Below are 25,747 nucleotides of genomic sequence, written 5' to 3' on the forward strand. Positions count from 1 at the left end.
TGCACCCTGCCCTTTGGAACGGCCAATGCGACATTTCTACTTTGCAGAACCGGCGACATTTCTACATCGCCGCCACAATGGATGTAGCAGCCATTTAGTGATGCCAACACTTTCCGCTTGCAACGGTGGCCGAGATGCAGGCCGACCGTGAACTGACGCGCAGCCAGCACGGACGCCGCCGCATCGGCGAGACGAACCACATGTTCGGCATTCCCGACGGCAGCCAGGGCAACGGTTATTGAAGCGCGGACGCAAGCCGGGCAAACGGACGGACTTCATGAACGATCCCGCCGTGATTGCCCGGTGAGAACAGGCGTTGGCGAGGCTGGAAGGAGCGGAATGAGATTTCGGCCATCACCCCATTTGAGGCGTTTCGAGAATATCTTAGACGGACAGGAAAGCAGAAGTTAATACATGCGGAAGAAGCTCTCTTGCCTGATTGGGAGTGGGTTGAGGCCGGAAATGTTTCTTGGATCGCTAGACCGGTGGCATCCCATCCGACTTTGTTTCAACGGATTCATGGCTGCTGCAGCCCTCGCGGCGCTCTACTGCATGGCTCCCCTCGGCGCTGATCCCCACCTTCGGATTTTCAGAGGTCTCTTGGCTATGTATGCAGCGTTTCTCTGCGCCACCGCCATATTCATCCAGAGCCTACGAAAGCAAGACGGTGCTATCTACAGCCAGTTGATTTCGCGATCCTACAATTCGTAGCTTCGAAGGACAGAAAGCGTTCTCGTTCGAAAGAACCTGGCTTGCGACAACCGCCTGTTTCGTTGGACTGTCATTGCTAATCCCCCCATATGCCCTGTCCAAAGCTGTTTGGAGTTGGTCCGAGCTTGGCTGGCGCGATGTAGTGGGCTCCACATCTGGCATGCTGGTTGGGCTTTTCTTCCTGTGCGACTTTCATTTCCTGCTGCGGAGGCGGTTGAACGCCCTGCGCTAGTCACATCTTCGCCGGCATGGGTCGCACGCTCGCCCTCGTATCCCTCAAAGCTAAAGCCAAGGAGCCCTACTGGATCGCGCCCGATTGGGCTGTACAACCCCTGACCAGCTTACGCCCGATCGGGCGCTCCCGTCGGCGCCAAGAAGCTGCTTGTCGCGCTTCAGCGGAACGTCCGGCAGGTCTGACACCCCCTACCCTTTGCCGCTGAGATCTGCTCAGCATTCGGCCTACCGTCGCCAGAAGGGCTTTGCGAGCTCTGCCTCGACCTGCCCTCTCGTCAGTCCGATGTCGTCGATCAGATGGGGATTGTCCTTCGACATTCGCTCAAGCTCCCAGCGAAAGCGTATCCGCTCGCGCCAGGTCCGATCGTGCCAGGCCGCGACAATGCTTCGCAGGGTCGCCAAGTACCGACGCGACGCTTCCGCCAGCACTACAGGCATTCTCGGCCGCACCGTCTGACACCGCGTCGATGCAAGGGTATCGTTCATGGCAACCTCCTATGGTTTGAGGGTGGGTCCTCGACTTGGGACCTCGACCTGAAAGAGGTTGAATTGTGCCGGATGCAAACAGCGCCGTAATTAAGCCCTCCCAAATAGTTCTCAAAAGGTCCAAACGGGCTATAGATGCGCCTTATGCAGGGATCGCGCTTTGCCTTCGGTCCGTTCGTGCTTGATCCGGATGCGGGAACGCTGCTTCGGAACGATGATCCTGTTGCCGTCGGCTACCGCGGGCTGAAGCTGTTGGCGGCGCTCGTCGGGCGGCCTGGCGAAATCCTCGACAAGGCCAAGCTGATGGATGCGGCGTGGCCGGGTACGGCCGTCGAGGAAGGCAATCTCACCGTCCAGATCGCGCAGCTGCGCAAGCTGCTTGGTCCGTCCGCCGACGGCGGTGAATGGATCACCACTGTTCCGCGCGTCGGCTACCGCTTCACGGGGATCGTCGAACCCCTCGATGGCGCGAACCGAAAAGCTTTGCCGCTGCCCGACAAACCGTCGATAGCCGTGCTCCCCTTCGTCAATCTCAGCAACGACCCCGAACAAGAGCCTTTCGCCGACGGATTGACCGAAGACCTGATCACCGACCTGTCCAGGGCCTCGGGCTTGTTCGTCATCGCGCGCAATTCGACCTTCGCCTACAAGGGAAAGGCGGCGGACGTGCGCGAGATCGCCCGGGAGCTTGGCGTGCGCTACCTCCTGGAGGGCAGCGCAAGACGTGCCGCGGGGCGCGTGCGCATCAACGCCCAGCTGGTCGACGCGGCGAGCGGCGATCACCTGTGGGCGGAACGCTTCGATCGCGGCCTGGACGATATCTTTGCCGTTCAGGACGAGGTGACGGCCAAGATCGTGGAGGCGCTGCTTGGCCGGCTGCGCGCGCCGCCGCCGCGCAATCGGCCCAAGACTCTCGAGGCCTACGATCTGTGCGTGCGGGCGCGCAAGCTGATCGACGATTCGCCGCAGACCGCGCGGGAGGCGCATCTGATGCTGACGCGCGCGGTCGCGCTCGATCCGGACTATGCCGAGGCCTATCGCTGGCTTGCCATGAACCACTGGATGGGATGGGTGCATTGGGGCGAGCCGGTGGAACCCAACCGCCGTATTGCCCTGGAGCTGGCGCGCAAGGCGGTGGCGATCGATCCCAACGACGCCGGCTGCCGCTGGGTGCTCGGCAACCTGCTTGCCTATGAGCGCGACTTCGCCGAAGCGGATGCCGAGTTCGCCAGGGCGTTCGAGCTCGACCCCAACGAGGCCGATGCCTGGGCGACACTGTCTGACATCTCCGTGCTGGCCGGGCGGGTCGAGGAAGGACTCGAACAGATCCGCAAGGCGTTCCGGCTCAACCCGTTTCCGGCAAGCTGGTACTATCTGACGCTCGGCGCGGCGCAATATGCGGCGCGCGACTACAAAGCCGCCGTCAAGACACTGCGCCGGGACGAGACTTACCGCACCAGCTCACGCCGCTTCCTGGCGGCCAGCCTCGCGCAGCTCGGCCGGCTCGACGAGGCGCGCGCGGAAGTCGAACTGTTCCTCGTCGGCAATCCGCATTTCACCACCAGCCATTGGGTCTGGACGGAGCCCTTCCGCGATCCGGCGATGCTCGACCATTTCGTCGATGGCTTCCGCAAGGCCGGCCTTCCGGATTGAAGCGCCGCCGGTCCCTTGGTCATGGCGCCTTCCCGCCGTTCGTGCCGCCTACTCTTCGAACCGACCCGTGGCGTCACGATCGCGCTCATATCGTCTCGTGAGCGGAAACGGCGGCAACCAGGTTTCGCGACGGACGATCCAGCTTTCGTACGTTGGCGTCAGTTGGTCCGGGGCATCCAGGGATCCCAGGTTCACTTCGATTTCGTCGGCGGTGCGACCAAAAATGGTCGAGCCGCAACGGGGACAGAAGAACCGCCCGGCGTAGTCACGGGTTTCGCCATCGATCGTCACCGCATCCTGAGGGAAAATCGCGGAAGCATGAAAAAGCGCCCCGTGATGCTTGCGGCAGTCGAGACAGTGACAAAGGCCCACCCGGTATGGGCGTCCAGTCGCCACAATTCGGACGTTGCCGCACAGGCAACCGCCGGTGAATCGGTCCATGCTGCATTCCTCCAAATCAAGCGAGTTGGATGTTTACGACAACTCCACCATCCATGAACGCGGCGCCAGCCTTTCAGCTAATGCGCCTGCGGTTGAAGTTCGATCCGATAGCCGAGTACGCGCCTTCCGGCCGGCTCGATCAGCATCACTCCTGGCTTGTCGGCGAATTCGCCATCGAAATCCACCGGGCTGGCGAGGCCGTGCCAGGGTTCGATGCAGAGGAATGGCGCGCCGCCCGGCTTTGACCAGACGCCCAATTCCCGGAATCCGTTCCAATGCATCTCGATCGCCGGACCACGATCGGCACCGTAACGCACAGCGGTGCTGGAAGGCTGGTCCAGGATCAAGGCATCCTCGTCAAACAGTCGATCCGACAAAGCGAGAATGTTGCCCTCGATGGGCGTCGGCTGCCTTGCCGCCAGCAGTAACCCGTCCTTGAGACGGCGGATCGGCGCATGCTCGGGCTTTGCAAAGGTCAGGCGGTAGGCCTCCTTGGGCAGGTCCGGCAGCAGCGGCCAGTTGAATGCCGGGTGCGCCCCGATCGACGCCGGTAGCGGCTCGTCGCCGGTGTTGGTGATCTCGAACGTGACGCCAAGCTGCCGGCCGTCGAGAGTGTAGGTTACCGCCAGACGGAAGGCGAAGGGGTAGTGCGTTCGGGTCTCCGCGTCGTCGGTGAGCACCAGCATGCAGGACCGAGAACCCCTCTCCGCCCAGGCAAACGACTTATCGCGGGCGAAGCCGTGCTGCGTCATCGGATAGGTCTGGCCGCGATGGCGCAGTTGGTCGCCCTTCAGCCGGCCGACGATCGGAAACAACACCGGGGAATGACGGCGCCAGGCCGGTCCGGCCTGCCACACAAGCTCCAGCCCATCCGCATCCCGCAGCGAGACCAGTTCGGCCCCCTGCCCGACTATAACGGCCGAGATGTCGTCGCCATGAAGTGTCTGGCTGTCCTGTGCCATATGTTCTCGCGGTTTGTCTTTGCTTGGCCGGCAGGCTAGCAAATGGCCAGGCGTGAACTCAAGGCGGCGGTTTGCATTGCGTTTCACACAGTCACGATGAACGTGCGATGGCACAAGCGGGCAAGGCGCCGTCTCAAATGAAGAGTGGCCGGAGATTTCCCTCCGGCCACGGCAAGATGCAAGGTGTTGCCTGCTACAGTTCGGACTATTCCCGCTCGCCGGTGAAGTTCAGCAACAGCTGGAAGATGTTGACGAAGTTGAGGTAGAGCGAGAAGGCGCCCAAAACGGCCAGCTTCTGCCGCGACTCCGCGTCGAAGTTCTCCGCATACTGTTCCTTGATCGACTGCGTGTCCCAGGCAGTCAGGCCGATGAACACGGCGATGCCGATCACCGAGATGGCGAACTGCAAAGCGGTCGAGCCGAGAAAGATGTTGACGATGCTGGCAATCACCACGCCGATCAGGCCCATGATCAGAAAGGACGAGAACTGGGTCAGGTCACGCCGGGTCGTGTAGCCGTAGAGGCTGGTGGCGCCGAACATGGTGGCGGCGATGAAGAAGGTGCGTGCGATGCTGGTTCCGGTGAAAACCAGGAAGACCGAGGCCAGCGACAGACCCATGACCGCACAGAAGGCCCAGAACATCGCCTGCGCGCTTGCCGCCGACATCGTCTGCATCTTGAACGAGAACAGCAGGACGAAGGCGAGCGGCGCCAGCATCACCACCCATTTCAGCGGGCTGGAAAAGATTGGCACGTAGAGCGCGGGCGTCGACGACACCATGAACGCGATGAGGCCGGTGACCACGAGGCCGAGGCCCATATAGTTGTAGACGCGCAGCATGTGCTGGCGCAGGCCCTCGTCGTAGAGGGCGCCGCTTTGGGCGCCGGTGCCGACGCGGTATCCCAGGTTGGGCGTGTTCATTTGCATTCTCCTTTGTGAACGGATCAGTAAAGCGTTCTCGCAAGCGTCTCGGCGGCGCGGTCGAGGTCACGAACCTCGCTTTGCGCGACCACCGCATAGGCGACCTCGCCGATCTGGAAATAGGCCGAGGAAATGTCGCCCAAGGGCGCGACGGTCGGCTTGACCACGTCGAAGATTCCCGGCCGTATCGCGAACAGTGACACCAGGCCCATCTCCTTGGTCTCGACCGCCATCTCGACGCTGGGGCCGAAGCGCGATGGATAGACCTGCACGTCGCGGACCTTCCAGTCCTTGGGCAAGGAGGGCATGACGATGGCCGTCGCCGCGCGGATTTCGCCGGCATTGTAGTTTGGCGCCTCGGCCTGCGAAGACATGCTTTCGCGCACAAGGGTCGTCCTGTGTGCGCGCACCGCCTCGTCGACATAGGCGGGCGGCTGCGGCGAGGCGACGACCCTGGTCACCGACATCGGCCCGACAATGCCGTTGGCCAGCCAGCCGGCGGCGACGAAAGCGGCCACCGCCGCGGCACGTTGCAAGACGCCGAAGATGCGGCCCCGGGCAAGCCCCCTCTCCAGGCGCCGCGCGGCATCGGTCGTCACCGGCCTCGCCATGCCGCCTGATCCGGCCAGCGCCACGCGCAGTTCGTCCCGCATCCTGAGATCCGACATCACACGCGCGGCCGCTTCCGGCCGGGCGGAGAGGAAGGCCTCGACTTCGATACGGCGCGAGACGTCGAGCTGATCGTCGACATAGGCGTCGAGATCGGCGTCCGTCACGGGGTCGATAGTTCCTGTCATGACGGGCCTCCAACAATCCTGAGGTGATTTTTCGCCTTCGTCGGAGCCCCCTCCTCCATCTTCCGAAGCGCGGCGCGCGCCCTACCGATGCGCGACATCAGCGTTCCGAGTGGCACGCCGCTGGCATCGGCCGCCTGGCTGTAGGAAAGGCCCTCAATGGCGACGAGATGCAGGGCCGAGCGCTGTTCTTCGGGCAGGCTGAAAAAAGCATCGCGCACCTGGCCCAGGCGCACCGAATGCTCCTGCGGCGCCGGCGCGCTGCCGTCCGCAAGGTATCCAGCCTGTTCGAGGCGCGCTGCCTCCGAGCGTCGCGAGCGCATGCGGTCGACGAACGTATTGTGGACGATGGACAGCAGCCAGGCGCGCAAATTTCCGCCCGAGCGGAAGGTGCCGCGCCGCTCATAGGCGCGCACAAGAGCGTCATGCACGAGATCCTCGGCATCGGCACCGTCGCGCGTCAGCGAGCGCGCGTAACGCCTGAGCGAACCGAGTTGTCCGACGATATCGAAGCGTGGCATCGACCGTTTCATGCCCTGTTTACGGAACATGTGGGGGTTTTAATCCCGGCCCTGCAGATTTTTTCGCGAAACGCCGCAGATATGCAGCCGCGGAGGTAGCTCGCAGCGATGCCAGGCTATGCGATTCAGGCTGGCGCGAGTTAAAACCGCTGGTGCAAGGGGTTCGATTTGCGTATCACTCCGCCGCGCCAACGGAACCATGCAGATGTTTGAAAACCTTCAGCCGGCTGCCGCCGACAAGATCCTTGCCCTAATCGGCCTCTATCGTGCCGATCCTCGACCCGACAAGGTCGACCTCGGTGTCGGCGTCTACAAGGATCGCGACGGCAAGACGCCGGTCATGCGGGCCGTGCGCGAGGCGGAGAAGCGGCTGCTGCAGGGTCAGGACACCAAGACTTATCTCGGCCTCGCCGGCGACACCGGGTTCAATACCGTGATGGCCAGGCTCGCCTTCGGTGCGGACGCAGACATGACGCGGATCCGTGCCGCGCAGGCGCCGGGCGGCTCCGGCGCGTTGCGGCTGGTGGCCGAGCTTTTGAAGCGAACCCGCGCCGATGCGACGGTCTGGTTGTCCGATCCCACCTGGCCGAACCACATGCCAGTGATGCGCGCCGCCGGGCTGCAAATCCGTGAATATCCCTATTTCGACGCGACATCGGGCGCCGTTCGCTTCGACGACATGCTGGCAGCACTGCGCACGGCGAAGGGCGGCGACGTGGTGCTGCTGCATGGCTGCTGCCACAACCCGACCGGCGCCAATCTGGACATCGCGCAGTGGGCCGCTGTCACCGATCTCGTCGTCGAGCGCGGCCTGCTGCCGTTTGTCGACATTGCCTATCAGGGCTTTGGCGATGGCCTCGAGGCCGATGCCGGCGGACTGCGGCTGCTGGCCGAAAAAGTTCCGGAAATGGTCGTCGCGTCCAGCTGCTCGAAGAACTTCGCCGTCTACCGCGACCGTGTCGGCGCGGCGATGATCCTGGCCAGGGACAGCGCGCAGGCCGACGTGGCGCTGGGCCAGATGCTGTCGGCGGCTCGTGCCATGTATTCGATGCCGCCGGACCACGGCGCAGCGGCAGTGCGCATCGTGCTCGAGGACGCGGTCTTGCGCGCGGACTGGGAAGCCGAGCTCGAGGAGATGCGCCTGCGCATGCTCAGGCTTCGGGTGCAATTCGCCGAGGCGCTGCGCCGGCAGTCCAATTCCGACCGCTTCGATTTCGTCGCCAGCCATCGCGGCATGTTTTCCCGGCTTGGGCTCACGGAAGCGCAGGTCGAACGGCTGCGCGCGGAATATGGCGTCTACATGGTCGGCGACAGCCGCATCAATGTCGCCGGCCTGCCGGAAGACGGCATGGACAAGCTCGCCAAGGCGATCGTTTCCGTGCTCGACTGACCGGACTTGTTCGGCGCAACTGTGGACAAGCCCGCTTCGCTCGCCGACAGCATTGGCCGCGCGGCGGACCGCGCGATAGCATCCGCCGCATGAAGCCATCGAAAGACATTTCGCGCCTGATCGAAATCATGGCGGCGCTGCGTGCGCCAAAGACCGGCTGTCCGTGGGATATCGAACAGGATTTCTCGACCATCGCGCCTTACACGATCGAGGAGGCCTATGAGGTGGCCGACGCCATCGCGCGCGGCGATCTCGACGATCTGCGCGACGAACTCGGCGATCTCCTTTTGCAGGTCGTGTACCACGCGCGGATGGCTGAGGAAGCCGGCGAGTTCGCTTTCGGCGACGTGGTCCAGGCCATCACCACGAAGATGATCCGCCGCCATCCACACGTCTTCGGCGACGAACAGGCCCGCAGTGCCGGCATGGCCAAGGGCATGTGGGAGAAGATCAAGGCACAAGAGAAGACCGAGAAGCGTAGCGCCCGTCTCGCGCGCGGACTCGACCCGGAAGACAACGGCAAGGGGTTTCTGGACAGCGTGCCGGTCGCCCTGCCCGCACTGACGCGGGCATTGAAGCTTCAGGAGAAGGCCGCCCGCGTCGGTTTCGACTGGAGCGAGGCAGCGCCGATCCTCGACAAGATCGAGGAAGAGATCGGCGAATTGCGCGAGGCGCTGGCCAAAGGCCAAACCGCGGAGATCAAGGATGAATTCGGCGATATGCTGTTTGCCGTCGTGAATCTCGGCCGTCACCTGAAGCTCGATTCGGAAGCAGCGCTCAGCGGCACCAACGAGAAATTCCGTTCGCGCTTCCACTATGTCGAGCAGGCCCTGGAGAAATCCGGCAGCTCGCTGGAAAAGGCTGATCTGGACGAAATGGAAGCGCTCTGGCAGGAAGCAAAAGGCACGAAGTAGAGCTCTTCGTCATCACGCAGCCTCGGGCGGAATAACGCCCAGCGTTTTTCCTGGAATCCCTTCAGCCGTTGTTCTTGCGACGCAATCTGCTTTCGATCTCTTCGCGGGCACTTTGCGTGGCCTTGAGGGAGATGGTGGCGCTGCCGTCGTCATTGTCGGTTCGCGAAACAACATCGCCATTGCGGTAAAGCCAGTCGACAAGGCCGAACTGCGCCGGCCCGATCGTCACCGTCAGATCCTCAAGCTCGCCGGACATGCGTGTCTCGATAATCGCGTTCAGCGCGTCAATGCCTTCGCCCGTGACGGCCGATATGGCGACGGGCGGCGCCTTGGCGTCCGTACTCTCGGCAAGCAGCCGTGCGCGATTGCCTTCATCGAGCAGGTCGACCTTGTTCCAGACTTCGATGACCCGCTTGGCGTCGCTAGCGTCGACGCCGAGATCGGCCAGGATGCGCTCGACGTCCTCAGCCTGGGCTGCGGTATCGGGGTCGGAAATGTCGCGCAAATGGATGACGAGATCCGCCTCGACCACCTCTTCAAGCGTGGCGCGGAAAGCCGCGATGAGATGCGTCGGCAGGTCCGAGATGAAGCCGACCGTATCCGAGAGGATGATCGGCGTGCCGTGCGGCAGCCGCACGCGGCGCAGCGTCGGATCGAGCGTGGCGAACAGCATGTCCTGCGCCAGCACCCCTGCCCCGGTCAGCTTGTTGAACAGCGTCGACTTGCCGGCATTGGTGTAGCCGACGATGGCCACCACCGGAAACGGCACCTTCTTGCGCTTGGCACGATGCAGGTCGCGGGTGCGGCGTACCGTCTCCAGCTCGTGCTTCAGCTTGACGATCTTGTCCTGCAGGACGCGCCGGTCCGATTCGATCTGGGTTTCACCGGGGCCGCCGAGGAAGCCGGCGCCGCCGCGCTGGCGCTCGAGGTGGGTCCAACTGCGCACCAGCCGGCCCTTCTGGTAGTTGAGATGGGCAAGCTCGACCTGCAGCGTGCCTTCCTTGGTGCGGGCGCGCTCGCCAAAGATCTCGAGGATCAGCCCGGTGCGGTCCAGCACCTTGGCGTTGAATTCCTTCTCGAGGTTGCGCTGCTGCACCGGCGTCAGCGGATGATCGACGATGACCACCTCCGCATGCCCTTCCTTGACGATCTCCGCCAACTCCTCGACCTTGCCGCTGCCGAGCAAGGTCGCCGGACGTGGATCGTTGACGGTAACCACGGCCGTGTGGATCAGATTGAGATCGATGGCGCGGGCAAGACCGACCGCCTCGTCGTGACGGGCCTCGGCTGAGCGCGTCAGCCGCGGACGGTTGGTGTCGTCCTCGCCGCGCGGCTGGCGGGTAAGCACCGGCACGATGACAACTGCCCGGGTCGGACCCTCGGCCTCCGTCCCCGGCTGATGTGCTGATTTTCCGCGAACGCTGCGGTCCGGGTCCTTCTCACGTGCCAATCAGGCGCCCTGGCTTTCCTCGCCATCGAACATCTGAACCGGCTGGCTCGGCATGATCGTGGAAATGGCGTGCTTGTAGACGAGCTGGGAGTGGCCGTCGCGGCGCAGCAGGACGCAGAAATTGTCGAATGAAGTGACGACGCCGGTCAGCTTCACGCCGTTGATGAGAAAGATGGTGAGCGGGTTCTTGCTCTTGCGAACGGAGTTCAGGAACAGGTCCTGAAGGTTTTGCGATCGTTCCGCCATTGTTCTTGTCTTTCGCCGATCCCCTTCGGTTTGCAAGCCAATGCGCCAAATTAACCAGCACATGTCAAGCGCGCAAACACCGTCTTGTCGTCAGTAACGACAAGCAGAACGAGATATATTGATGTTCATTCCACCTGTGCGGTTATCAGGCTGGACTTTTTTCCGCAATGTCAAAAAAGGCTTGCCGCAACGAAAGTGTTATCGAGCCGGGGTGGCCGTTGGCGATCGGGTCGCCGTCTATGGCCACGACCGGCATGGCGATCGTGGTTGCGGAACTGATGAAAGCCTCCCTCGCCGCCTTGGCCTCGGCGACGGAAAAACCGCGTTCCTCGATCTTGAGTCCGAGCTTGGCCGCCACTTCAAACATGGTGGTGCGGGTTATGCCGCGCAGAATACCGTGCTCGGCGGGCCTGGTGACCAGAACGCCGTCCCTGGTGACGATCCAGGCATTCGACGACCCGCCTTCCTTGACGTTGCCGTCCGTATCCACGAACCAGGCTTCCTGCGCGCCAGCTTCCTTGGCCTTCTGCTTGGCCAACACATTGGGCAGCAGGCCGGTGCTCTTGATGTCGACGCGATCCCAGCGATTCTCGGGCACGGTGATGACGGCGATACCGGTCTCGGCCCGCTTGGCTCCAGCAGCGGGATCCAGCTTCCTGGCGGTGATCACCAGCGACGGCCTGGTATCAGCCGAGGGGAAGGCGAAGTCGCGGCTGGCGACGCCGCGTGTGACCTGGACGTAAACCAGGCCGTTGACGACATGGTTGCGATTGACCACTTCGCGCATGATGAGCGGCAGGACGCCTGGGGTGACCGGCCAGCCGATCGACAGCTCGCTCAGCGAACGGTTCAGCCGGGCAAGGTGACGCGGCATGTCCACGATGAAGCCGCGCGCCACTTCGCAGACCTCGTAAACGCCGTCGGCGAACTGGTAGCCACGGTCTTCGATATGCACAGCGGCATCGGCATGAGCGGTGTAGCGCCCGTTCACATAGGCAATACGCGGCATTTGTCACCTCGGGGGATCTGCTTCGGCTTGTTTAGGCGATTCCGCCTCAACAGTGATGGATAATCGCGTGGGCCACTGAAGCAATTCCAGAAAGCGTGTAACGGTTTTCCGGCCGGAACTGCTTGAGCAAGGTATCGAACCGGGCCGGCAATGCATAAAACGCCGAACCGCTCAACCTCTCAGGTCAGACGCCGAGCGACTTCAGCTTGCGGTGCAGCGCGGAACGCTCCATGCCGATGAACTCGGCCGTTTTCGAAATGTTGCCGCCGAACCGGTTAATCTGGGCGATCAGATAGTCCTTCTCAAATTGTTCGCGCGCCTCGCGCAGCGGCAGCGCCATGATGTGCTGGTCCGACTGGTTCGGCGTGCGGGGCATGACATCGCCGATTTCGGATGGCAACAGGTCGGCGGTGATCGGCGCATCGACATCCTCGCCGCGCGCCAGGATCATCAGCCGTTCGACATTGTTGCGCAATTGGCGAACATTGCCTGGCCAATTGTGCGCCTGCAGCACCGCCATGGCGTCATCGCCGATGCGGCGCGGCTTGATGCCGGCCTGACGGGCGATCTGCTTCATGAAATTGTCAACGAGATAAGGAATGTCCTCGCGCCGCTCGGCAAGTCCCGGCACCGTCACCGGTACCACCGCAAGGCGATGGTAAAGATCCTCGCGGAAACGGCCATCGGCGATCATCGCCTCCAGGTTCTGCGACGTCGAGGAGATGATGCGGACATCGACCTTGACCCGTTTGGTGCCGCCGACGCGCTCGAACTGCTGTTCGACCAGCACACGCAGGATCTTGTTCTGCGTCTCGCGCGGCATGTCGGCCACCTCATCGATGTAGAGGATGCCGCGATGGGCTTCCTCCAGGGCGCCGACCTTGCGCTCGACGCCGTTCGATTCGGTGCCGAACAGTTCGATCTCCATGCGTTCGGGCGTGATGTTGGCGGCGCTCAGCGTCACGAAAGGCGCGCTCTTGCGCGCCGACAGCGTGTGGATGGCGCGCGCGGCCAGTTCCTTGCCAGATCCCGAGGGGCCAATGATCATGACGCGGCTGTTGGTCGGCGCGACGCGCTCGATGGTCTGGCGCAACTGGCTCATCGCCGACGACATGCCGATCAGGTCGAAGGTCTCGCCGCTGCGCAGCTTGAGATCGGAAACCTCGCGCCTCAGCTTGGAGGTTTCCAGCGCACGCTCGGCAATCAGAATCAGCCTGTCCGCCTTGAAGGGCTTCTCGATGAAGTCATAAGCGCCGCGTCTGATGGCGGAGACCGCGGTTTCGATGTTGCCATGGCCCGAAATCATCACCACCGGCAGGTTGGGGTGCATGGTCTTGATCTCGTCCAGCAAAGCCAGGCCGTCCAGGCGCGAACCCTGCAACCAGATGTCGAGGAAAATCAGCCGCGGGGCTCGGTCGGCGATGGCCGCCAGCGCGGTGTCGGCATCGGATGCCGTGCGGGTTTCGTGACCTTCGTCGCTCAGTATGCCTGCGACGAGCTCACGGATGTCTTCCTCGTCATCGACGATCAGAATATCAGACGCCATTACCGACCTTTTCAGTTTCTCTTTCGTGTTCCGTCCTGCTTTCGCCGCGCGCTGGCGCCACGGCCGCAAGTGGCAGGATGATGCTGATCATCGCGCCGCGCCCGCCGTGGAAATCCGCAGGTGCATCGTGGAGCTCCAGCCTGCCGCCATGGTCCTCCACGATCTTCTTGACGATGGCGAGACCAAGGCCCGTGCCCTTCTCACGCGTGGTCATGTAGGGCTCCAGCAGCCGCTGACGATTTTCCCGCGGCAGGCCTTTGCCATTGTCGATGACATCGATGCGAATCGCGCCATTCTGACGTCCGGCTTGAATCCGGATTATGCCGTGCGAACCGTCCTTCTGTTCCAGCCCGTCGATCGCTTCGGCAGCGTTCTTGATCACGTTGCCGAAAGCCTGCGCCAACAGGCGGCTGTCGAAAGTACCCTTGAGCGGTTCGTTGCCGAATATGCGCTCGAACGTGATGTCGGAACGGCTCACCTCGACCAGGAAGGAGGCCTCGCGCAGGGATTCACGCAGGTCTATGGACTTCATCTCGGGCTTCGGCATGCGCGCGAAAGCGGAGAATTCGTCGACCATGCGACCGATATCCTCGACCTGCCGGATGATCGTGTCAGTGCACTGGTCGAACACCTCGCGGTCCTCGGTGATGACCTTGCCGTAGCGGCGCTTGATGCGCTCGGCTGAAAGCTGGATCGGCGTCAGCGGGTTCTTGATCTCATGGGCGATGCGGCGCGCCACGTCGGCCCAGGCAGAGGAGCGCTGCGCCTGGACCAGATCGGTGATGTCGTCGACCGTCACGACGTAGGATTTCTCCTCCGTACCGTTATCGCCGGCCTCGATGGTGATCTGCACGTTGAAAGTCCGCTCCGTGCCGGCGCGGAAAAACGTCACCTGCTCGCGATAGACGGGCTTGCCCGATTGGCGGCCGATCTCGAAGACGCGGCCGACATGCGGGAGAATGGCGGAAAGGTTCTGCCCCAGCGCCGCACTGGCCGAAATGGCCAGCATGGACTCGGCCGAGCGGTTCACGATGGTGACGATGCCATAGGGGTCGACGCCGATGACGCCCGCGGTGACACCGGCCAGCACCGCTTCCGAAAAGCGCCGTCGCTCGTCGATCAGATCCTTGGCGGACAGGATCTCGTTGCGCTGCGATTTCAATTCCTGCAGCATCTTGTTGAAGGTATTGCCGAGCGAGGCAACGTCGCCGTCGGACGGCCGCACCGGCACGGCGACGTCAAGATTGCCGGTCGCGACCTCGTCGGCAGCGCCGATGAGCTGACGAATCGGCCGCACCAGCCGGTCGGCCACGGCAATGCCGGTCCAGATTGCCGACAGGATGATAATCAAAGTCAACGACAGATAAGGCAACGCGAAAGCCACCTGCGAAGTGCGCCTGTTGTCTTCGAGATTGCGATATTCGTCGGTGTTCGATCTGACGATCTGGCGCGCCTTTATCACCTCGGGATCGACCAGCCGGATCGTGTAGAGGTAGAGCCCCTCGATCTCACGCAGCTTGACGATGGCGCCCATGATGTTGCGCGTGCGCGGCTCGATCAGAACCGGCTTGCCGTCGGTGGCGCTGGCGACCGCTCCCTCGGGCGGTTCCGGCATGGCGAAGTCGGCATCGGTCTTGGCGCTCATCACGAAGGAGCCGTCGGGCTTGATCAGCGCGGCATGCGCCAGCGAGCGGCCCACCGCTTCCTTGCTCATCAGATCGAGGAAGCCAGTCCGGTCGAGGCCGTAAAGCGTGCGCGACGCGTCGAGGTCATAGGCCATCGACAGCGTCGTGCCCTGCAGGTTACGCGCGTTTTCCTGCACATAGGCATCGGCGATGGACAGCGACGAATTGACGATCGTCTTGGTGCGAATCTCGAACCAGCGGTCGAGGCCGATATCGAGCGTGATCGACGCAATGATGGCCACCATGATGGCGGGGATGGCGGCGACGAGCGCGAACATAGCCACGATGCGCACATGCAGCCGCGAGGCTGCCTTGCCATGCCGGCGCGCCATGACGATGCGATGCACCTCCCGGCCGATCAGTGCGATCAGCAACAGGACGAAGATGGCGTTGAGCGCGATCAACGCCCAGGTTGTCCTGGCGTCGGGCGCAATCGGCGTCGCGCCGACCAGGATCGCGAATGAAATGGCCGCCATGACCAGCGCACCGACGACCGCCACCACGCCGGGCAGCGCCAGCAGCCGGCGCCCGTCACGCGTGCCGGGGTCGTTGAAAAGCGGTTCGTTCGGTGTCGGAGCCTGCGAAGCCATGTCGCCGTCTAGAGCCAGTGATTGCGTCGGATCTATGCAACGCATTGTGGCGATTATGCAACAAGTGTGGCCTGGACGGAAATCTTTCGCGGACAGTCCCCCGGAAAAGCGCTTCGGCTCTATCCCGGCTCAGGCCTGGCGTGACGATTTGTAGACGTTGACGCCCAGTTCGCGAATCTTCTTGCGCAGCGTGTTGCGGTTGAGCCCCAGCAGTTCCGCGGCTTTGATCTGGTTGCCGCGCGTCGCGGTCATCGAGGCCAGCACCAGCGGATACTCGACCTCCGAGAGAATGCGCTGGTAGAGACCGGCAGGCGGCAATTCGCCGGCAAACGAGGTGAAATAGCGCTGCAGGAAATGCTCGACCGCCTGGCCGATGGACAGGTCGTCGGGAATGAGGTTGCCGCCGCCCGGCACCACGGGACGCTCGCCGGTCTTGAGTTCCGCCTCGATGATCTCGGCGGAAATTTCATCCTGCGAATAGAGCGCGGCGAGCCTGCGGACCAGGTTTTCCAGTTCGCGCACATTGCCCGGCCAGGGATAGCGCTTCATCAATTCGATGCCGCCCGACGAGATACGCTTGGTCTGGAGACCCTCCATCTCGCCGAGCTTGAAGAAGTGCCGGACGAGGTCCGGCACGTCCTCGGAGCGCTCGCGCAGCGCCGGCAGCCTGAGGGGCACCACATTGAGGCGATAGAAAAGATCCTCGCGGAAGAGCCCCTGGTTGATCAGCGTGCGCAAATCCTTGTTGGTGGCGGCGACGATGCGCACGTCGGTCTTGATCGGCGTGCGGCCGCCGACGGTCGTGTATTCGCCTTGCTGGAGGACGCGCAGCAGGCGCGTCTGCGCTTCCATCGGCATGTCGCCGATCTCGTCAAGGAACAGCGTGCCACCTTCGGCCTGTTCGAAGCGGCCGGTTGAGCGGTTCTGCGCACCGGTGAAGGCGCCCTTCTCATGGCCGAACAGTTCCGATTCGATCAGGTCGCGCGGGATGGCCGCCATGTTGATGGCAACGAAAGGGCCGCCACGGCGGCGGCCATATTCGTGCAGCGCACGCGCCACCAGCTCCTTGCCGGTGCCCGATTCGCCCGAAATCATCACCGTCAGGTCGGTCTGCATCATGCGCGCCAGCATGCGATAGATGTCCTGCATGGCGGCCGAGCGGCCGACCAGCGGCATGGTCTCGGGCTGCTCTTCCGGCCGCGCGTCGATCTTGGGGCGCCGAGGCTCCGACAGCGCCCGGTTGACGATGTTGAGGAGCTCGGTGAGGTCGAACGGCTTCGGCAGATATTCGTAGGCGCCGGTCTCGGAGGCACGGATCGCCGTCATGAACGTATTCTGGGCGCTCATGACGATGACGGGCAGCTCCGGCCGTGCTTTCTTGATGCGCGGCAGCATGTCGAATGCGTTCTCGTCCGGCATCACCACGTCGGTGATGACGAGATCTCCCTCGCCCGCCGCCACCCAGCGCCACAGCGTCGAGGCATTGGAGGTCACGCGCACCTCATGGCCAACACGCGAAAGGGCCTGGTTGAGGACCGTACGGATCGCCGCATCGTCGTCGGCGACGAGAATATTGCCGCGAACGGTCATTTGCGGTCTCCTTCAGCGTCTTCATCGGCACCGAGCGCCGTTTCCTTCCAGGCCGGCATCAGGATGCGGAACATTGTCGCGCGCGGCGTCGATTCGCATTCGATGATGCCGCCATGCTCACCGACGATCTTGGCCACCAGCGCGAGGCCCAGTCCCGAGCCGTTCGGCTTGGTGGTGATGAAGGGATCGAACAGGATCGGCAGGATATCCTCCGAGACGCCGGAACCGTTGTCTCGCACGCAGAACTCGAGCGGCAGCGACACGCGATCCTGAGTGCCTGGAACCGAAACGCGAATGCCCGGCCGGAAGGCCGTCGACAGGACGATTTCACCTTGGGGGTCGCCGCCGATCGCCTCGGCGGCGTTCTTGACCAGGTTTAGGAACACCTGGATGAGTTGGTCGCGGTTGGCGAAGACCGGAGGCAATGAAGGATCATAATCCTCCAATATCTTGATTTTTTTCGCAAAACCGTTCTTGGCGATCGCCTTCACATGGTCGAGCACGACATGGATGTTGACGGGATAGCGGTCGATCGGCCGCTCGTCGGAAAACACCTCCATGCGATCGACCAGCGACACGATGCGATCGGTCTCGTCGGTGATCAGCCGCGTCAGCGCGCGATCTTCGTCTGAAGCGGACAGTTCAAGCAGCTGGGCAGCGCCCCTGATGCCGGAGAGCGGGTTCTTGATCTCGTGAGCCAGCATCGCCGCCAGGCCGGTCACCGAGCGCGCCGCGCCGCGATGCGTCATCTGCCGGTCGATCTTGTCGGCCATCGACCGTTCCTGGAACATCACCACGACGGAGCCTGGAAACTCCGGCACCGGGGCAACATAGAGATCGACCACCTTCTCGATGCCGAGACGCGGAGACGACACGTCGACCCGGTACTCGTTGACGGGGGCCCGGCGCTCGCGCACCTGGTCGACCAGCGTCAGCAGCGGGCTGCCGAAGGGGATGAGCTTTGACAGCGTGTTGCGGGCGAGCATCGTCGCGCTTGAGCGGAAGAAGTCCTCCGCATCGGCGTTGGCGAAGGTGATGAACCCCTCCGAACTGATCATGATGACCGGACGGCGGATGGTGTTGAGCACGATCTGGGCAGCATCCGCCATTTCCGGGCTCTGGCTGACGGAGGCGTTCATGCGGCGCTCCGCAAGGGTGCTTGCTCGGCGGCCGAAAACACCTCGCGAAGCAAGGTAATCGTCCGCGCGGGATCGAAAGACGTGAGAATGGCCTTGCGCTTTTCGTCGGCAACGGCGCCGGCATGGCGGTCCAGATACCAGCCGAGGTGCTTGCGCGCCTGGCGCAGGCCGCTCTCGACGCCGTAGAGCGCAAGCATGTCCTCGTAATGGGCAATGATGTAGTCGGTCAGTTCCGCAGCGCTTTCCGGTAGCCGGGCAAGCTCGCCTGCCGCCGCGGCCGCGATGGTTCCGGCGACCCAGGGCGCGCCGTAGTGGGCGCGGCCCACCATCACGGCATCGGCGCCGGATTGCTCCAGAACAGCGGCTGCTTGCGCAGGCGAAGACACATCGCCATTGGCGACAACCGGGATCGACACGGCAGCCTTGACGCGGGCTATTGCGCGCCAATCAGCATTGCCTTGATAGAACTGGCAGCGCGTGCGGCCGTGCACCGTCACCATCTTGACGCCCGCCTGCTCGGCACGGCGCGCCAGGTCCGGCGCGTTGAGCGCCGTTTCGTCCCAGCCGAGCCGCATCTTCAGCGTCACCGGCACACCGACCGCGCCGACCACGGCGTCTACCAGCGACAGTGCATGATCGAGATTCTGCATCAGTGCCGAACCGGCATAGCCGCCGGTCACCTTCTTGGCGGGGCAACCCATATTGATGTCGATGATGTCGGCGCCCTCGCCGGCGGCGATACGCGCGCCTTCGGCCATGTGTGCCGCCTCGCGGCCGGCAAGCTGCACCATATGGACGGGCAGGCCCGAATGACGTATGCGCAGGTCGCAGCCGGCCCTGCCTTTGGCGAGCTCGCCGCTTGCCACCATTTCGGACACGACCATGCCGGCGCCGTGCGCATGGGCGCGTCGCCGGAACGGCTCGTCGGTAATTCCCGACATCGGCGCGAGGAACACGCGATTGCGGATACTCACGCCGCCGACATCGAGAGGTGCGGCCAATTTGGTCAGGTCAAGCATGCACAAAAACCAAGCATGTTCATTTGCTGCACATTCTCTAGCCATATCGGCCGCAATGTGCAACGCGGAATGACGCCACATTACGGCGCAATTGGGAAATGCCGAGCTCGGCTGCAGTCCCGAGCAAAGCGCCGCGCCTCGCACGGACACGCAATGGACGTTTTAGGCTTCATGTTGGCCTACGATCTCTCCGAAAACCGATTACACTTTTGGGGATCGTGCGCTAAGCCAATCGGCATGACTGACGGAAACGAAAATCAGGCTTTGGAGGCGAACGGCAAGGTCGCGGTGGTTATTGTTGCGGCCGGCCGTGGCGCGCGTGCCGGACAGGCCGATGGCCCGAAGCAATATCAGCAGATCGGCGGCCGCGCCGTCATCGCCCACGTCATCGATATTTTCCTGGCGCATCCGCGTATCGGCCCGCTCGTCGTGGCCATACACGCCGAGGATCACGAACTTTTTCGACATGCCGTCGGCGCACACTCCAATCGCGTCACGGCAATTGCGGGTGGCCCCACCAGGCAAGACTCGGTTCGACTCGGACTGCAGGCGTTGAGAAGCCACGCACCGGACAAGGTTCTCATCCACGACGCGGCGCGCCCCTTCGTCGACGCGGACCTGATCGACCGCACGATCGCAGCCATCGGCGAGCGCGAGGGCGCGCTCCCGGCGTTGCCCGTCGCCGACACGCTGAAACGCGAATCCACCGCCGGGATGGTCGCCGAAACGGTTTCCCGGAGCGGGCTTCACGCAGCGCAAACGCCGCAGGGTTTCCCATTCCTGGCGATTATGGCCATGCATGAGGAAGCCTATAACAGCGGCAAAACCGACTTTACCGACGACGCCGCGATCGCCGAGTGGATGCAGATGCCGGTCAAACTCGTTCCCGGCTCGCCGGATAACGTCAAACTCACCTGGGCACGGGACATCGCCATGGCGGACCAACGACTTTCCAGCGGGCGCATGCGCTTTCCCGATATCAGAACCGGCAATGGCTACGACGTCCACGCGTTCGAGCCTGGCGACCACGTCACGCTCTGCGGCATCGCCATCCAACATGACAAGAAACTGTCCGGCCACTCCGATGCCGATGTCGGGCTCCACGCCCTTACCGATGCGCTGCTGGCGACCTGCGGCGCCGGCGATATCGGCACCCATTTCCCACCCTCCGACCCGCAGTGGAAGGGTACTGCCTCCCGGATATTCGTAGAACATGCGGCAAAGCTGGTGCGCGCGCGCGGCGGCCGCATCGCTAATGCCGACATCACGCTGATCTGCGAGGCGCCACGCGTCGGCCCGCATCGCGAGGCGATGACGACTGCCCTGTCGCAGATGCTGGCCATCTCTGCCGACCGAATCTCCATCAAGGCGACAACAAACGAGAAGCTCGGCTTTGTCGGCCGCGAGGAAGGCATTGCGGCGATCGCCACGGCGAGCGTGGTGTTTCCCGGCGAGGTGCCGGAATGAGCAACAGCGAACTGGCGAACGCATTGCTGCGAGCCTGCCAGAAGCGCGGCATTATGCTTGCGACGGCGGAAAGCTGCACCGGCGGCATGATCATCGTCGCGCTGACCGACATCGCCGGTTCGTCCGCCGTGGTCGATCGCGGCTTCATCACCTATTCCAATGAAGCCAAGATGGACATGCTCGGGGTTTCCGCCGCCACGCTGGAGGCTCATGGCGCGGTTTCACGCGAGACAGCGATCGAAATGGCAACCGGCGCGCTGGCGCGCTCCCGTGCCGGGCTCAGCCTCGCCGTTACCGGCGTTGCCGGACCGGGCGGCGGCTCGCCGGAAAAACCGGTCGGCCTGGTCTGGTTCGGGATTGGCCTAAGCGGCCGGCCGGTGACGGCCGAGCGGGTGCTGTTCGCCGATGAAGGCCGTGCTTTCATTCGCCAGGAGACCGTCAGCCATGCACTCAAGCTGGGATTGCAGGCGCTTGGGCATGCTCACGCCGGTTTTGCACCGTAGATGACATCAGCACGCTTTTCGAAGGCTTCGGAGAACATGCGGAAGGCACGGTCGAACATCGTGCCCATCAGGGCGCCGAGGATGCGGCTTTTGAACTCGTAGTCGATGAAGAAGCAGACGGCACAGCCGCCGTCGGCAGGGTCGAATCGCCAGACATTGGTCAGATATTTGAACGGACCGTCGATGTATTTGACGTCGATCGCACGCTCGTCGGGCTTCAGCAGCACCTGCGTCGTGAAGGTCTCGCGGATCGCCTTGTAGCCGATGCTCATATCGGCGACGAGGATCGTGCGCCCGTCACGCTCCTTGCGCGAGCGCACCGTCAGTGCCTCGCAAAGCGGCAGGAATTGCGGATAAGCTTCGATGTCGGCGACCAGGGCGAACATCTGTTCCGGCGTGTGGGAAACGCGGCGGGTGGCTTCGAATTTCGGCATGAACCCGGCTCTAAAGCGCGTCGCGTCGACACAGACTCATGCGACGCACCTTAGAGTCTTTGTTTTCGTGCATGCCGTTCTCCCAAAACCCGAAGTCACTTTGGGCGACATGCATCAGAGCGATTTCTCGAGCTGCGCTTGGCGCGCGGCGCGCAGCTTGGCGAAATCGTCGCCGGCGTGGTGCGAGGAGCGGGTCAGCGGGCTCGACGCCACCAGCAGGAAGCCCTTGGTCCGGCCGATCGTCTCGAAGGACTTGAACTCCTCCGGGGTGACGAAGCGGATCACCGGGTGGTGCTTTTTCGATGGCTGCAGATACTGGCCTATGGTCATGAAGTCGACATTGGCCGAACGCAGATCGTCCATAAGCTGCAGGATTTCGTTCCGCTCCTCGCCCAGTCCAACCATGATGCCGGACTTGGTAAAGATCGAAGGGTCGAGCTCCTTGACCCGCTGCAAAAGCCTGATCGAATGGAAATAGCGGGCGCCTGGCCGGACCGTCAAGTAGTTCGACGGCACCGTTTCGAGATTGTGGTTGAAGACATCGGGCTTTGCCGCAACCACGACCTCCAGTGCGCCGTCCTTGCGCAGGAAGTCGGGCGTCAGGATCTCGATCGTGGTTGAAGGCGTCGCCGCCCGGATCGCACGGATGACCTCGGCGAAATGCTGCGCGCCACCATCGGCGAGATCGTCGCGATCGACAGAGGTGATGACGACGTGGCTGAGGCCCATCTGCTTGACCGCGTGGGCGACCCGTGCCGGCTCCTCCGGGTCGAGCGCGGTCGGGATGCCGGTGGCGACGTTGCAGAAGGCGCAGGCACGTGTGCAGATCTCGCCCATGATCATGAAGGTGGCGTGCTTCTTGTCCCAGCACTCGCCGATGTTCGGGCAGCCGGCCTCCTCGCAGACCGTCACCAGCTTGTGCGATTTCACGATCTCGCGGGTTTCGGCATAGCCTTTCGACACAGGCGCCTTGACGCGGATCCAGTCAGGCTTGCGCAGCACGTCCTGGTCGGGCTTGTGCGCCTTCTCCGGATGCCGCAGCCGCGGCGCATTGGCGATCGTGTCGAGGACGGTGACCATCGGAACCCTGGTTTTCTTTGCGATCGCCGCCGGCGATCGTCACTTACACGTCATCTAGGACTTTTCAGCACAAAGAAAAAGGCTGCGGCGGTACATGCCGCCACAACCGTTTTCGCATGGCGGAAACGATACCGACTAACGGCGCACCAGACGCCCGGCCCAGATCAGCAGGCAGGCGCCGATGAAACCGGTGATCAGGTAAGCGGTCCAGCCGACGCCAAATACGCCGATGTTCAAGGCTCGCAGGATCGCGTTCAGCACCACTGCGCCGGCAATACCTAAGATGATGTTCATCAAGACGCCGGTATTGCTCTTCATGACCATTTCGGCAAACCAGCCCGCCAGGCCGCCGATGATGATGGCTGCGATCCAGCCCACGCCATTCACGTCCATATGCCCTCTCCTTGCTTGAGAAAAAACGCATCCGGAAACGAACTAACTTGCCGTCGAGCTCCTGCGGCTTTCGCGTCTGAGTCTCGTGCGGCCAATCTATCATGCGTTCAACGCACGGCCATAGGCGTCGAGCACGCTTTCCTTCATCATCTCCGACAGCGTCGGGTGCGGGAAGATCGTGTGCATCAGTTCTTCCTCGGTCGTCTCGAGGTTCATCGCAACGACAAAACCCTGGATCAGTTCGGTCACTTCGGCGCCCACCATGTGGGCGCCAAGCAGTTGGCCGGTGTTCTTGTCGAAGATGGTCTTGATGAAGCCCTGGTCCTCGCCGAGCGCGATGGCCTTGCCATTGGCGGCGAACTGGAAGCGGCCGACCCTGACATCCTTGCCCTCGGCCTTGGCTTTCGCTTCTGTCAGGCCGACCGAAGCGACCTGCGGATTGCAATAGGTGCAGCCAGGGATCTTCAGCTTGTCGGTGGCGTGCACGCCGGGGAAATTGGCGATCTTCTCGACGCAGACGACGCCTTCATGCTCGGCCTTGTGGGCGAGCATCGGCGGGCCGGCGACATCGCCGATGGCGTAGATGCCGGACACATTGGTCTTACCGTAGCCGTCGACGACCACGCAGCCGCGCTCCGTCTTCACGCCAAGCGTTTCCAGGCCGAGGCCCTCGATATTGCCTTGCACGCCGACGGCCGAGATCATGCGATCGGCCGTGATCTTCTCCACCTTGCCGTCCTTCATCTCGACATGCGCGGTGATTGAATTGGCGCTTTTCTCGACCTTGGTTACCTTGGCTTCGAGAATGATTTTCATGCCCTGCTTCTCGAACTGCTTCTGGGCGAATTTCGACACCTCGGCGTCCTCGACCGGCATCACGGCCGGCAGCAGCTCGACGACGGTCACGTCGGCGCCCATGGTGCGGTAGAACGAGGCGAATTCGATGCCGATGGCGCCCGAACCCATCACCAGCAGCGACTTCGGCATTTCCTTGGGCACCATGGCCTCGAAATAGGTCCAGATCAGCTTGCCGTCCGGCTCGATGCCCGGCAGCGCCCGCGGCCGGGCGCCGGTCGCCAGTATGATGTGCTTGGCGGTGTAGGTGCCCTCGCCCTTGACGCCTTTCGGCACCGGCGGCTGCGGCTCCATCGGCTTCTTGGCCGTCTTGGAGACGACGATCTCGCCCGGTTTTGTCAGCTTGGCCTCGCCCCAGATGACGTCGACCTTGTTCTTCTTCATCAGGAAGGCGACGCCGCCATTGAGCCGCAGCGAAACCTTGCGCGAGCGGTCGACGACGGCCGACGTGTCGACGCTGACCTTGCCGTCGAGCTTCAGTCCATAGTCCTTCAGATGATCCGAATAATGCATGATCTCAGCCGAACGCAGCAACGCCTTGGTCGGAATGCAGCCCCAGTTCAGGCAGATGCCGCCGAGATGCTCGCGCTCGACGATCGCCGTCTTGAAACCGAGCTGCGCGGAACGCACTGCCGTGACATAGCCGCCGGGACCGGAGCCGATGATGATGACGTCGTAGTTCTCAGCCACGGTTTTCTCCTTCAATCACAATTCCAGCATGACGCGCACGAGCGGCGTCAACGCCTCGCCGATGTTTCGCGTATTTTCGGCATCGAGATGGACGCCGTCGAGCGGCGTGGTCTTGGCCACAGTGCCGGCATCGAAGAAGCCGCAGCCAGCCTCATCGGCAAGCGCGGAATATTGCGGCGCAAGCTCTTTGGACGCATCGTCGCCGCCGGCAAACATCGCCTTGAACTCGGCATCTTCGGTGCGACTGACGAGAGGCGGCGAGACGATGAGGATCTGCGGCGGCGGCCAGTCGAACGGATAGTCGTGGCCGCGCACGATGTCGATCAGGCGCTGGATGCCTTGTTTGGCCGCAACGGGATTGCCGTGGATCCAGGGCTTCATGTCGTTGGCGCCGAGCATGATGACGATGACGTCGATCGGCGCATGCGTGGTCAGCACCGTCGGCAGCGTTCTTGCGCCATTGCGGTCGGCGCCTGCCAGGTGATCGTCGAACGCCGTTGTGCGGCCATTTAGCCCCTCGGCAATGACATGCACGCCGTCACCGAGCCCAGCCTGCAGCACGCTTGGCCAGCGATCCTCAAGCGCATGGCGGCCACCCTCGGCATTGTAGCCCCAGGTCAGCGAGTCGCCGTAGCAAAGAACCGTCTTCATCTTGCTCAACCCGCCCTTGCGAGGGAGTATTCTTCCTCGGCATTGGTGACGACGGCGAATTCCTGCGCCTCCAAGCCGCCGGCGAAGAGGCCGGTGAAGAATTTCCGCACCGCCTTGTTCTTCCTACACCAGCATGCCCATCGGGTTCTCGATCAGCTTCTTGAAGGCTACCAGCAGTTCGGCGCCAAGCGCTCCGTCGACGGCGCGATGGTCGGTCGACAGCGTCACCGACATCACCGTGGCGATTCTGATCTCGCCGTTCTTGACCACCGCCCGCTCCTCGCCGGCACCCACCGCCAGGATCGTCGCATGCGGCGGGTTGATGACGGCGGCGAAATCCTTGATGCCGAACATGCCAAGGTTCGACACCGC

At 63.0% G+C, this 25,747-nt stretch carries 25 protein-coding genes and 1 pseudogene; 6 read left to right on the forward strand and 20 right to left on the reverse strand.

The window, feature by feature from the left end:
• Positions 1-116: 116 nt before the first annotated feature.
• A pseudogene (locus FJ979_RS32810) lies at positions 117-307 on the forward strand (ISNCY family transposase); the annotation flags it as partial.
• An 863-nt stretch (positions 308-1,170) separates the two neighbouring features.
• Here FJ979_RS32810 and FJ979_RS31675 read toward each other — a convergent pair.
• The gene (locus tag FJ979_RS31675) at positions 1,171-1,431 is read right to left on the reverse strand and encodes a DUF1127 domain-containing protein (RefSeq protein WP_181168654.1); all 261 of its coding nucleotides are present in this window, start codon (positions 1,429-1,431) and stop codon (positions 1,171-1,173) included.
• A gap of 135 nt (positions 1,432-1,566) precedes the next feature.
• Here FJ979_RS31675 and FJ979_RS31680 point away from each other — a divergent pair, with 135 nt between their 5' ends.
• Positions 1,567-3,084 (forward strand): winged helix-turn-helix domain-containing tetratricopeptide repeat protein, encoded by a 1,518-nt coding sequence (locus FJ979_RS31680; protein ID WP_181168655.1) that lies wholly within the window; start codon positions 1,567-1,569, stop codon positions 3,082-3,084.
• 48 nt (positions 3,085-3,132) lie between these two features.
• Here the strand turns inward: FJ979_RS31680 and FJ979_RS31685 are convergent, their stop codons facing one another.
• The 5 genes from FJ979_RS31685 to FJ979_RS31705 all read right to left on the reverse strand — a co-directional run bounded on the left by FJ979_RS31685 (position 3,133) and on the right by FJ979_RS31705 (position 6,724).
• Positions 3,133-3,525 carry a GFA family protein gene (locus FJ979_RS31685; RefSeq protein WP_140498579.1) on the reverse strand — a complete coding sequence of 131 codons (393 nt, stop codon included), beginning with the start codon at positions 3,523-3,525 and terminating at the stop codon, positions 3,133-3,135.
• 77 nt (positions 3,526-3,602) lie between these two features.
• Positions 3,603-4,487 (reverse strand): aldose 1-epimerase family protein, encoded by an 885-nt coding sequence (locus FJ979_RS31690; RefSeq protein ID WP_140584642.1) that lies wholly within the window; start codon positions 4,485-4,487, stop codon positions 3,603-3,605.
• Between the two features lie 205 nt (positions 4,488-4,692).
• Positions 4,693-5,409: a Bax inhibitor-1/YccA family protein gene (locus FJ979_RS31695; RefSeq protein WP_140584643.1), complete on the reverse strand. Its 717-nt coding sequence runs from the start codon at positions 5,407-5,409 to the stop codon at positions 4,693-4,695.
• Between the two features lie 23 nt (positions 5,410-5,432).
• Positions 5,433-6,206 (reverse strand): anti-sigma factor, encoded by a 774-nt coding sequence (locus FJ979_RS31700; protein WP_140584644.1) that lies wholly within the window; start codon positions 6,204-6,206, stop codon positions 5,433-5,435.
• Positions 6,203-6,724, reverse strand: a complete 522-nt coding sequence (locus FJ979_RS31705) for a sigma-70 family RNA polymerase sigma factor (protein ID WP_246674191.1) — start codon at positions 6,722-6,724, stop codon at positions 6,203-6,205. The genes FJ979_RS31700 and FJ979_RS31705 overlap by 4 nt, the downstream gene beginning before the upstream one ends.
• Positions 6,725-6,929: 205 nt before the next feature.
• Here FJ979_RS31705 and FJ979_RS31710 point away from each other — a divergent pair, with 205 nt between their 5' ends.
• The gene (locus FJ979_RS31710; RefSeq protein ID WP_140498574.1) at positions 6,930-8,114 is read left to right on the forward strand and encodes an amino acid aminotransferase; all 1,185 of its coding nucleotides are present in this window, start codon (positions 6,930-6,932) and stop codon (positions 8,112-8,114) included.
• Positions 8,115-8,203: 89 nt separating this feature from the next.
• On the forward strand, positions 8,204-9,028 hold the full coding sequence (mazG, locus tag FJ979_RS31715; protein WP_140584645.1) for a nucleoside triphosphate pyrophosphohydrolase: 825 nt from the start codon (positions 8,204-8,206) through the stop codon (positions 9,026-9,028).
• Positions 9,029-9,089: 61 nt separating this feature from the next.
• On the opposite strand, the gene hflX is transcribed toward mazG, so the two are convergent.
• The 8 genes from hflX to dusB all read right to left on the reverse strand — a co-directional run bounded on the left by hflX (position 9,090) and on the right by dusB (position 19,302).
• The gene (hflX, locus tag FJ979_RS31720) at positions 9,090-10,478 is read right to left on the reverse strand and encodes a GTPase HflX (RefSeq protein WP_140584646.1); all 1,389 of its coding nucleotides are present in this window, start codon (positions 10,476-10,478) and stop codon (positions 9,090-9,092) included.
• Complete coding sequence (hfq, locus tag FJ979_RS31725; protein WP_006202172.1) at positions 10,479-10,724, reverse strand: RNA chaperone Hfq; 246 nt, start codon at positions 10,722-10,724, stop codon at positions 10,479-10,481.
• A 145-nt stretch (positions 10,725-10,869) separates the two neighbouring features.
• Positions 10,870-11,733: a D-amino-acid transaminase gene (locus tag FJ979_RS31730; RefSeq protein ID WP_140557242.1), complete on the reverse strand. Its 864-nt coding sequence runs from the start codon at positions 11,731-11,733 to the stop codon at positions 10,870-10,872.
• A 184-nt stretch (positions 11,734-11,917) separates the two neighbouring features.
• A complete protein-coding gene (locus FJ979_RS31735; RefSeq protein ID WP_140557244.1) occupies positions 11,918-13,279 on the reverse strand; it encodes a sigma-54 dependent transcriptional regulator in 1,362 nt (453 codons plus the stop codon).
• Positions 13,269-15,554, reverse strand: a complete 2,286-nt coding sequence (locus FJ979_RS31740) for a PAS domain-containing sensor histidine kinase (RefSeq protein ID WP_181168656.1) — start codon at positions 15,552-15,554, stop codon at positions 13,269-13,271. The genes FJ979_RS31735 and FJ979_RS31740 overlap by 11 nt, the downstream gene beginning before the upstream one ends.
• Positions 15,555-15,683: 129 nt before the next feature.
• Positions 15,684-17,144, reverse strand: coding sequence for a nitrogen regulation protein NR(I) (gene ntrC, locus FJ979_RS31745; RefSeq protein ID WP_140515418.1), 1,461 nt, complete (start codon positions 17,142-17,144; stop codon positions 15,684-15,686).
• On the reverse strand, positions 17,141-18,283 hold the full coding sequence (locus FJ979_RS31750) for a nitrogen regulation protein NR(II) (RefSeq protein ID WP_140584647.1): 1,143 nt from the start codon (positions 18,281-18,283) through the stop codon (positions 17,141-17,143). The genes ntrC and FJ979_RS31750 overlap by 4 nt, the downstream gene beginning before the upstream one ends.
• On the reverse strand, positions 18,280-19,302 hold the full coding sequence (gene dusB / locus FJ979_RS31755) for a tRNA dihydrouridine synthase DusB (RefSeq protein WP_140584648.1): 1,023 nt from the start codon (positions 19,300-19,302) through the stop codon (positions 18,280-18,282). Before dusB ends, FJ979_RS31750 begins: the two co-directional genes overlap by 4 nt.
• 237 nt (positions 19,303-19,539) lie before the next feature.
• On the opposite strand from dusB, the gene FJ979_RS31760 reads away from it, so the two are divergent.
• Entirely contained in the window at positions 19,540-20,769 is a 1,230-nt protein-coding gene (locus FJ979_RS31760; protein ID WP_140584655.1) for a bifunctional 2-C-methyl-D-erythritol 4-phosphate cytidylyltransferase/2-C-methyl-D-erythritol 2,4-cyclodiphosphate synthase, read from the forward strand.
• The gene (locus FJ979_RS31765) at positions 20,766-21,272 is read left to right on the forward strand and encodes a CinA family protein (RefSeq protein ID WP_140584649.1); all 507 of its coding nucleotides are present in this window, start codon (positions 20,766-20,768) and stop codon (positions 21,270-21,272) included. The genes FJ979_RS31760 and FJ979_RS31765 overlap by 4 nt, the downstream gene beginning before the upstream one ends.
• On the opposite strand, the gene FJ979_RS31770 is transcribed toward FJ979_RS31765, so the two are convergent.
• The 6 genes from FJ979_RS31770 to FJ979_RS31795 all read right to left on the reverse strand — a co-directional run.
• Complete coding sequence (locus FJ979_RS31770) at positions 21,251-21,706, reverse strand: type II toxin-antitoxin system RatA family toxin (RefSeq protein ID WP_140498563.1); 456 nt, start codon at positions 21,704-21,706, stop codon at positions 21,251-21,253. The genes FJ979_RS31765 and FJ979_RS31770 overlap by 22 nt on opposite strands.
• A 114-nt stretch (positions 21,707-21,820) precedes the next feature.
• Positions 21,821-22,786 carry a lipoyl synthase gene (gene lipA / locus FJ979_RS31775; RefSeq protein ID WP_140584650.1) on the reverse strand — a complete coding sequence of 322 codons (966 nt, stop codon included), beginning with the start codon at positions 22,784-22,786 and terminating at the stop codon, positions 21,821-21,823.
• Between the two features lie 135 nt (positions 22,787-22,921).
• The gene (locus FJ979_RS31780; RefSeq protein WP_140498561.1) at positions 22,922-23,179 is read right to left on the reverse strand and encodes a GlsB/YeaQ/YmgE family stress response membrane protein; all 258 of its coding nucleotides are present in this window, start codon (positions 23,177-23,179) and stop codon (positions 22,922-22,924) included.
• A 99-nt stretch (positions 23,180-23,278) separates the two neighbouring features.
• Positions 23,279-24,724, reverse strand: coding sequence for a dihydrolipoyl dehydrogenase (lpdA, locus tag FJ979_RS31785; protein ID WP_140584651.1), 1,446 nt, complete (start codon positions 24,722-24,724; stop codon positions 23,279-23,281).
• Between the two features lie 15 nt (positions 24,725-24,739).
• On the reverse strand, positions 24,740-25,375 hold the full coding sequence (locus FJ979_RS31790) for an SGNH/GDSL hydrolase family protein (RefSeq protein WP_140584652.1): 636 nt from the start codon (positions 25,373-25,375) through the stop codon (positions 24,740-24,742).
• Between the two features lie 123 nt (positions 25,376-25,498).
• A partial coding sequence (locus FJ979_RS31795; protein ID WP_181168657.1) for a 2-oxo acid dehydrogenase subunit E2 occupies positions 25,499-25,747 on the reverse strand: 249 nt, incomplete at its 5' end.

Origin of the sequence: Mesorhizobium sp. B1-1-6, from assembly GCF_006443035.1 — a bacterium.
Classification (GTDB): Bacteria; Pseudomonadota; Alphaproteobacteria; order Rhizobiales; family Rhizobiaceae; genus Mesorhizobium.